This window comes from Microbulbifer sp. (genome assembly GCF_051659245.1).
GTDB lineage: Bacteria > Pseudomonadota > Gammaproteobacteria > Pseudomonadales > Cellvibrionaceae > Microbulbifer.
In genome coordinates this window covers 64,161-70,932 of sequence record NZ_JBOFOC010000072.1, presented here as the reverse complement: position 1 = coordinate 70,932, position 6,772 = coordinate 64,161, and the positions used below count along the sequence as shown (strand labels likewise).

The window sequence follows — 6,772 nt, the reverse complement described above, 5'->3', positions numbered from 1 at the left end:
CTGCGGCGTTGCACTTGCTTGACGTAGAATGACTACGCCGGCGCAAGTGCGCCTTGCATCTGGCCGCTTAGCGGCCCGCTGGTGTCACTATTTAGTACCATACAGGACACTAGGTTGTGGCTTTCTCTCCGCTTCGCCGTTAAAGTGGGACGCTATGATTTGATTGCGTCGGATAATTTTTATCCAGCACTGCCGCACTGAGGGAAAGAATAGTGGTCCAGGGCGATCAGGAATCCATTGTCTACGGCTGTATCAAAGACAGCAACAGTCTGGCCGGCGGTTCGGGCCGCCGGCGGGTCAACCGGGAGGCCGTGCTCAGCCTGCCAAGCGCCGATGACCGGCCCCTTCTGTGCCGGGATATGTTTTCCATTCCCACTATCAAAGTGAAGCAGTCCCAGTACCAGACCGATGTAATCCATTTTGGTGCTTCCTACCGCGCGGTCGAGTACGAGTGGAGTCACTGGATCGAGAAGTTCGAGGAGCTGTTGCGCGGCATGTACTGGGTGTCCGCCACGGTGCACCTGGAAACCGAGCTCTCCGGTACCCACTCCTTTACCTGGGAGGCGACCGGCCTCTACCACGAACCCGGCAGCGGCGAAATGCAGGTGCGCTGCGAGTGGACCCAGGAGGGCAGGGTTAGCGTATGACCCGCGATATGAATCCACGGGGTGGATGCGCTGCGATTATCCTTTCTACTACTAAATTGGCATCAGCAAAGGGAGTTTTTATGAAAGCTTATCAATCCGTATTCCTGGCGAGCACCTTGCTGTTTTCCCCTCTGTTGCAGGCACAGGAACAGAAGGCGCTGGAGCTGATCTCCGAGGCTCCGGAAGGCGCAGAGGTCTACATTATTTCCCCGAAAGACGGCGAAAAGGTCGGCGAGACTTTCACGGTTCGCTTCGGCCTCTCCGGTATGGGTGTGGCCCCGGCGGGTGTGAACAAGGCGGATACCGGCCACCACCACCTGCTGATCGATCTGGAGGAGATACCGGACCTGACCAAACCCCTGCCGTCTTCGGACAAGGTGATCCACTTTGGCGGCGGCCAGACCGAAACCCAGGTTACCCTGCCGCCGGGTGTGCACACGCTGCAGCTTGTACTGGGCAACTACCTGCACATTCCCCACAGGAAACCGGTGGTTTCCAGGAAGATCACCCTAGAGGTTCAATAGACACCGCGCGGGCGCGCTCTGCGCAGGGACAGCCAGCCATGAAAAACAAGTTCCGCACCGAAAAAGACAGCCTGGGCGAAGTACAGGTGCCGCAGGGCGCGCTCTACGGTGCACAGACCCAGCGCGCCGCCGACAATTTTCCGGTGAGTGGCTACCGGATGCCGGAGGAGTTCATTCGCGCGATAGTGTTGATCAAAAAGTCCGCCGCCGAGGCCAATCGCGACCTGGGCCTGCTGGACGAACAACTGGCTGCCGCCATTGTCGCCGCCTGCGATGCCGTCAGCGGTGAGAACTTCGCCGTGCAGTTTCCCCTCGATGTTTTCCAGACCGGCTCCGGCACCAGTTCCAATATGAATGTGAACGAGGTATTGGCTCATATCGCCGAGCGGGACAGCGGTGTGGAGGTGCACCCCAACGACCACGTCAATATGAGTCAGAGCAGTAACGACGTGGTTCCCAGTGCCATTCACGTATCCGCGTTGCTGGCGGTGCGGGACGAGTTGTTGCCGGCGTTGCGCCACCTGCACCGCCAGTTGTGCGACAAGGCGGACAGCGTCGCCGATGTGGTGAAAACCGGGCGCACCCATTTGATGGACGCAGTGCCCATGACCCTGGCCCAGGAGATTTCCGCCTGGGCGGATCAAGTGGAATCCTGCCGCGAGCGTATACGCGGCACCCTGCCGCGGCTGGCGCGGTTGGCCCAGGGCGGCACCGCTATTGGCACCGGCCTGAACGCCCATCCGCGCTTTGCGGAATTGTTTGCGCAAAAACTCAGTGCCAACAGCGCCCAGCAGTTTCGTCCCGCGGAAAACCTGTTCACGGCGATCGCCTGCCAGGACACCGCGGTGGAGGTGTCGGGCCAGTTGAAAGTACTGGCGGTGGCATTGATGAAAATCGCCAACGACCTGCGCTGGATGAACAGCGGTCCGCTGGCGGGCTTTGCTGAAATCGAATTGCAGGCATTGCAGCCGGGCAGCAGCATTATGCCCGGCAAGATAAACCCGGTGATTGCCGAGTCCGCGGCCATGGCTGCGGCCCAGGTGATGGGCAACGACACCACCATCACCGTGGCCGGGCAGAGTGGCAATTTCCAGCTCAACGTGATGTTGCCGGTGATCGCTTACAACCTGCTGGAGAGCATCCGCCTGATGTCCAACAGTGCGCGCTTGCTGGCGGACAAGGCCATCGCCACCTTTGCGGTCAAGCGCGGGAATATGGAGCGGACGCTGGCGCGCAACCCGATTCTGGTAACGGCGCTGAATCCCGTGATCGGCTATGCCCGGGCGGCGGAAATCGCCAAGAAGGCCTACGGCAGCGGCCGGCCGATTCTGGATGTAGCGCGGGAGATGACCGATCTGGGCGAGGACGAGTTGAAGCGGTTGCTGGACCCCAGATCAATGATCGGTGACCAGTGATCAAGGTCCGTTGGTATCTGGTAACCGGTAACTGATCATTGGTATTTGACACCGGCCAGCGGATGGCTCAGGATTTTGCGCCGCAATGACTCCGGCGACTATCGGGTCCGACCGTGAGTCCATTTTCACCCCAATCGCCGGTAGATTCCCATGGCTAGAAAATCCCGCCGCTCCTTTATCACCAGCGTACTCGCCTGTGTCGCCTTTGTCGCGGCGGCGGTGTGGAGCTGGGACCTCCCGGTGGAAGATGTGATTTCCTACCTGGTGCTGCTGCTGATTTTTTTGCTGGTGATTATCGTCGCTGCGCTGGGTTTTGGTGCTCTGCTGAGCTGGCTGCGCAGGCGCAGGAAGTAATGGGCAGCTCCCACAACCTCTTTCGGGTGCGCCTGGTGGCGGCTCGCTACGTTTTTTAGAGGTGCCGGGATGAGCGTGACGGAAGAGGACATCCGTATTCCCATCGCCTACCTGGAGCGGCTGCTGGAGGAGGCGGCGCGGCGTGGCTGCGACCGCGCGGAGCTGTTGGCTTCGGTCGGCATTGAGGAGTCGGAGCTGCAGGGGCGGGCGGCGTTTTCCGCGCTGAAATACGGCCGCCTCTACCAGCGGGTGATGTGGCAGGTGCAGGACGAGTGGTTCGGCATGCTCAGCGGCGGTCGGGTGCGCTCCGGTTCCTTTCGCCTGCTGTGTCTCACCGTGGTCAACTGCGCAACCGTCCGCCAGGCCATTGCCCTGAGTGCGGAATTTATGGAGATCTGTCGCGGCTTCAAGGTGAAGCCGGTCCTGGAGCCCGCCGGTACCGGTCGCGAGCGGGTGGTGATCCGGGGGATCAGTTCCCTGGCGGAAGGCGAGTTTCAAAAACTGATCGCGCAGACGGACCCGGGAGTGATCCGCACCACCCTGGCGGTATGGCACCGCTTCTACTGCTGGCTGGTGGGGCGCGAGATTCCTTTGGCGCGGCTGCACTTTTCCTTTCCCTGCCCGGAGGAATTCCGCACGCTGGCCCAGAGCGAGGCGGGGGAGCTGCTGTTCGAGCAGGGGGCCAACGCTCTGGAGTACGACAGCCGCTATCTGGATTACCCGGTGGTGCAGAGTCCGCAGACGGTGGAGGACTTTATCCGCACCGCCCCCTACCACCTGGTGATCAGCGACGGCAGTGCCAACAGCATCAAGACCAAGGTAAAGACCATCCTGAACCGCGACGTGAGCGAATCCATGCCCGCGGCGGAAGTGGTGGCGGAGCGCCTGAATATGTCGGTCACCACCCTGCGCAGGCGCCTGCAGCAGGAGGGTACCTCCTATCAGAAGCTGAAGGACGAGTGCCGCATGGAGGCCGCGTTTCACTACCTCGGCTGCCCGGACCTTTCCAGCGCGCAGATCGCGGAAATGCTCGGCTTCGACGAGTCCAGCGCCTTCTTCCGCGCCTTCAAGAAATGGACCGGTATCACCCCGGGTGAGTACCGCAGCCGCAAGGCCGGCTAACCCCTGGGAACGCCGAGCTCCAGCTCGGCAGGGCTGCGGGACTCGGGACTCGAGAAAGAATACCGGAGCGCGATGCGAAGGCCCTGATATCGGGAGCCGTTCGAGAAACGTTTGCCGATGAGGCTGTTGAACGAACGGCTCCCGGTAGCAGGGCCGCCACGGCATTCGCCTGAGCGGGCTGCCCGAGTCCACGACAAATCCCGAGCCACTCCCGCCGCCCCGATTTGTCACCGCTTTGGACAGATTTCGCCATAGTGACCCCCGCCTACTTGCCACTATGATGAACCAATCGTAAATTTGAGTCATAAAATTGACCGGCCGGTCCCCGGGATCGGAGCCACAACAGCGAATTGAGGGTAGCAGGATGACCGATATCAAGATTCCACTGCGCGATATGCGCTTCGCCATGCGCGAACTGTTCGACTGGGATCAGCACTACGCTTCCCTGGGCTACGAGGAAGCCACTCCGGATCTGGTAGACGCCATCCTGGAGGAGGGCGCCAAGTTCTGCGAGAACGTGCTGGTGCCGCTGAACCAGATCGGCGACCAGCAGGGTTGTACCTGGAAGGACGGCGAAGTCATCACTCCCGAGGGCTTCAAGGAAGCCTACCAGCAGTTCGTGGAAGCCGGCTGGCCCTCCCTGGCCCACGACGTGGAGCACGGTGGCCAGGGCCTGCCCCCGTCCCTGGGCACCCTGATGAGCGAGATGGTGGGCACCGCCAACTGGTCCTGGGGTATGTACCCGGGCCTGTCCCACGGCGCCATGAATACCCTGGAGGCCCACGGTACTCCGGAGCAAAAGGAAACCTACCTGGCGAAGCTGGTGGAGGGTTCCTGGACCGGCACCATGTGCCTCACCGAGCCGCACTGCGGCACCGACCTGGGCATCCTGCGTACCAGGGCCGAGCCCAACGCGGACGGCTCCTATGCCATCACCGGCACCAAGATCTTTATCTCCGCCGGCGAACACGACATGGCGGAGAATATCGTGCATATCGTGCTCGCCCGCCTGCCCGACGCCCCTCCCGGCACCAAGGGCATCTCCCTGTTCATCGTGCCCAAGTTCCTGCCCAACTCAGACGGAACTGTCGGCGAGCGCAACGGCGTGGTTTGCGGTTCCCTGGAGCACAAGATGGGTATCCACGGCAACGCCACTGCGGTGCTCAACTTTGACGGCGCCAGAGGTTTCCTGATCGGTCCGCCGAACAAGGGTTTGAACTGCATGTTCACCTTTATGAACACCGCGCGCCTGGGCACCGCCCTACAGGGGCTCGCCCACGCCGAGGCCGGTTTCCAGAAATCCCTGGCCTATGCCAAGGATCGTCTGCAGATGCGCGCCCTGTCGGGCCCGAAAAATCCGCAGGGCCCGGCGGACCCGATTATCGTGCACCCGGACGTGCGCCGTATGCTGCTGACCCAGAAGGCCTTCGCCGAGGGCGGCCGTATGCTGATCCTGCTGTGTGCCCAACAGGTGGACCGCACCCACAAGGGCAGCGAGGAAGAGAAAAAGGAAGCCGATGAGCTGCTGGCCTTCCTGACGCCGATTGCCAAGGCCTTCCTCACTGAGACCGGTTTCGAATCCGCCAACCTGGGCCTGCAGTGTTTCGGTGGTCACGGCTATATCGCCGAGTGGGGCATGGAACAGAATGTGCGAGACGCGCGCATCGCCACCATCTACGAGGGCACCACCGGAGTCCAGGCACTGGACCTGCTGGGTCGCAAGGTGCTGATGAGCCAGGGTGAATTGCTGCGCCGCTTCACCAAAGTCGTGCACAAGTTCTGCCAGACGGAAGTCGACAACGAGGCCCTGTCCCCGTTCATCGGCAAACTGGAGGAGCTGAACAAGCAGTGGGGTGATCTCACCCTGCACGTTGGCGCCAAGGCGATGGAAAACCCGGATGAAGTGGGAGCCGCCTCCGTGGACTACCTGATGTTCTCCGGTTACGCCGTCCAGGCCTATCTCTGGGCCCGCGTGGCCAAGGTGGCCAATGACAAACTGGCCGGGGGCTCCGGAGAGGTGGATTTCTACAAGGCCAAGCTGGCCACCGCGCGCTTCTTCTACGACCGCATAGTGCCGCGCACCGCCGCCCACGCCGCGGCGATCCTGAGTGGCGCCGACAACCTGATGGAGCTGGATGCAGAGCACTTCGCTTTCTGAGTCCTGTTGCCAATAAAAAACCGCCGCTGCCCCGGCGGTTTTTTGTTCCTCCCCGGTAGGAGCGGCCCATGGCCGCGATCAGTGTTTGGATCACTCGGGAAGCCTGATCGCGGCCATGGGCGGATGGCCGCCCCGCCGCTCCTACAAAAGGGCGAGACGAACCATAAAAATTTTTGGAATTGGCCGCCCCATGCAACTGCCGGACCAAACACTCGCCCGCCTGCGCCGCCTCACTTGTTTGCACCCACTCACTCGGGTACAGTTCCGGCTACCGGATGCCAGCGATTTTTACATTCTCCTGCCGAGTCAGTCCGGCGACAATGCCGCGGTGCAGAAACCGGGACATACGGAGGAGGCGGCGCTGGTACTGGAAATGTCCCAGAGCACACTCAGCGCGGTCATCGATGGCCGTCTCAGCGCGCGCCACGCGCTTCTACTGGGGGAAATCCGTTATACCGGGGACCGGGAACTGGCGGCCTCCTTGGCAGACATTTTCGGCGCTAAAGAACAATAAATAGTCCGTATTCCTCGCAGTTTGGGCGATTTCGTCTA

Annotated in this window: 7 protein-coding genes; all 7 read left to right on the top strand. The window is 61.5% G+C overall.

What is annotated here, in order from left to right; genetic code table 11:
- Positions 1 to 212: 212 nt before the first annotated feature.
- The 7 genes from ACRC0P_RS07320 to ACRC0P_RS07290 all read left to right on the top strand — a co-directional run bounded on the left by ACRC0P_RS07320 (position 213) and on the right by ACRC0P_RS07290 (position 6,734).
- The gene (locus ACRC0P_RS07320; protein ID WP_438629403.1) at positions 213 to 647 is read left to right on the top strand and encodes a hypothetical protein; all 435 of its coding nucleotides are present in this window, start codon (positions 213 to 215) and stop codon (positions 645 to 647) included.
- A gap of 80 nt (positions 648 to 727) precedes the next feature.
- Positions 728 to 1,171: a DUF4399 domain-containing protein gene (locus ACRC0P_RS07315; protein WP_438629401.1), complete on the top strand. Its 444-nt coding sequence runs from the start codon at positions 728 to 730 to the stop codon at positions 1,169 to 1,171.
- A gap of 38 nt (positions 1,172 to 1,209) precedes the next feature.
- Positions 1,210 to 2,586, top strand: a complete 1,377-nt coding sequence (locus ACRC0P_RS07310) for a class II fumarate hydratase (protein WP_438629399.1) — start codon at positions 1,210 to 1,212, stop codon at positions 2,584 to 2,586.
- A 150-nt stretch (positions 2,587 to 2,736) separates the two neighbouring features.
- Positions 2,737 to 2,940: a hypothetical protein gene (locus tag ACRC0P_RS07305; RefSeq protein ID WP_438629397.1), complete on the top strand. Its 204-nt coding sequence runs from the start codon at positions 2,737 to 2,739 to the stop codon at positions 2,938 to 2,940.
- A 69-nt stretch (positions 2,941 to 3,009) separates the two neighbouring features.
- Complete coding sequence (locus tag ACRC0P_RS07300; protein WP_438629395.1) at positions 3,010 to 4,062, top strand: AraC family transcriptional regulator ligand-binding domain-containing protein; 1,053 nt, start codon at positions 3,010 to 3,012, stop codon at positions 4,060 to 4,062.
- Between the two features lie 364 nt (positions 4,063 to 4,426).
- Complete coding sequence (locus ACRC0P_RS07295) at positions 4,427 to 6,220, top strand: acyl-CoA dehydrogenase C-terminal domain-containing protein (RefSeq protein ID WP_438629393.1); 1,794 nt, start codon at positions 4,427 to 4,429, stop codon at positions 6,218 to 6,220.
- Positions 6,221 to 6,410: 190 nt separating this feature from the next.
- Entirely contained in the window at positions 6,411 to 6,734 is a 324-nt protein-coding gene (locus ACRC0P_RS07290; protein WP_438629391.1) for an SCP2 sterol-binding domain-containing protein, read from the top strand.
- Positions 6,735 to 6,772 lie beyond the last annotated feature (38 nt).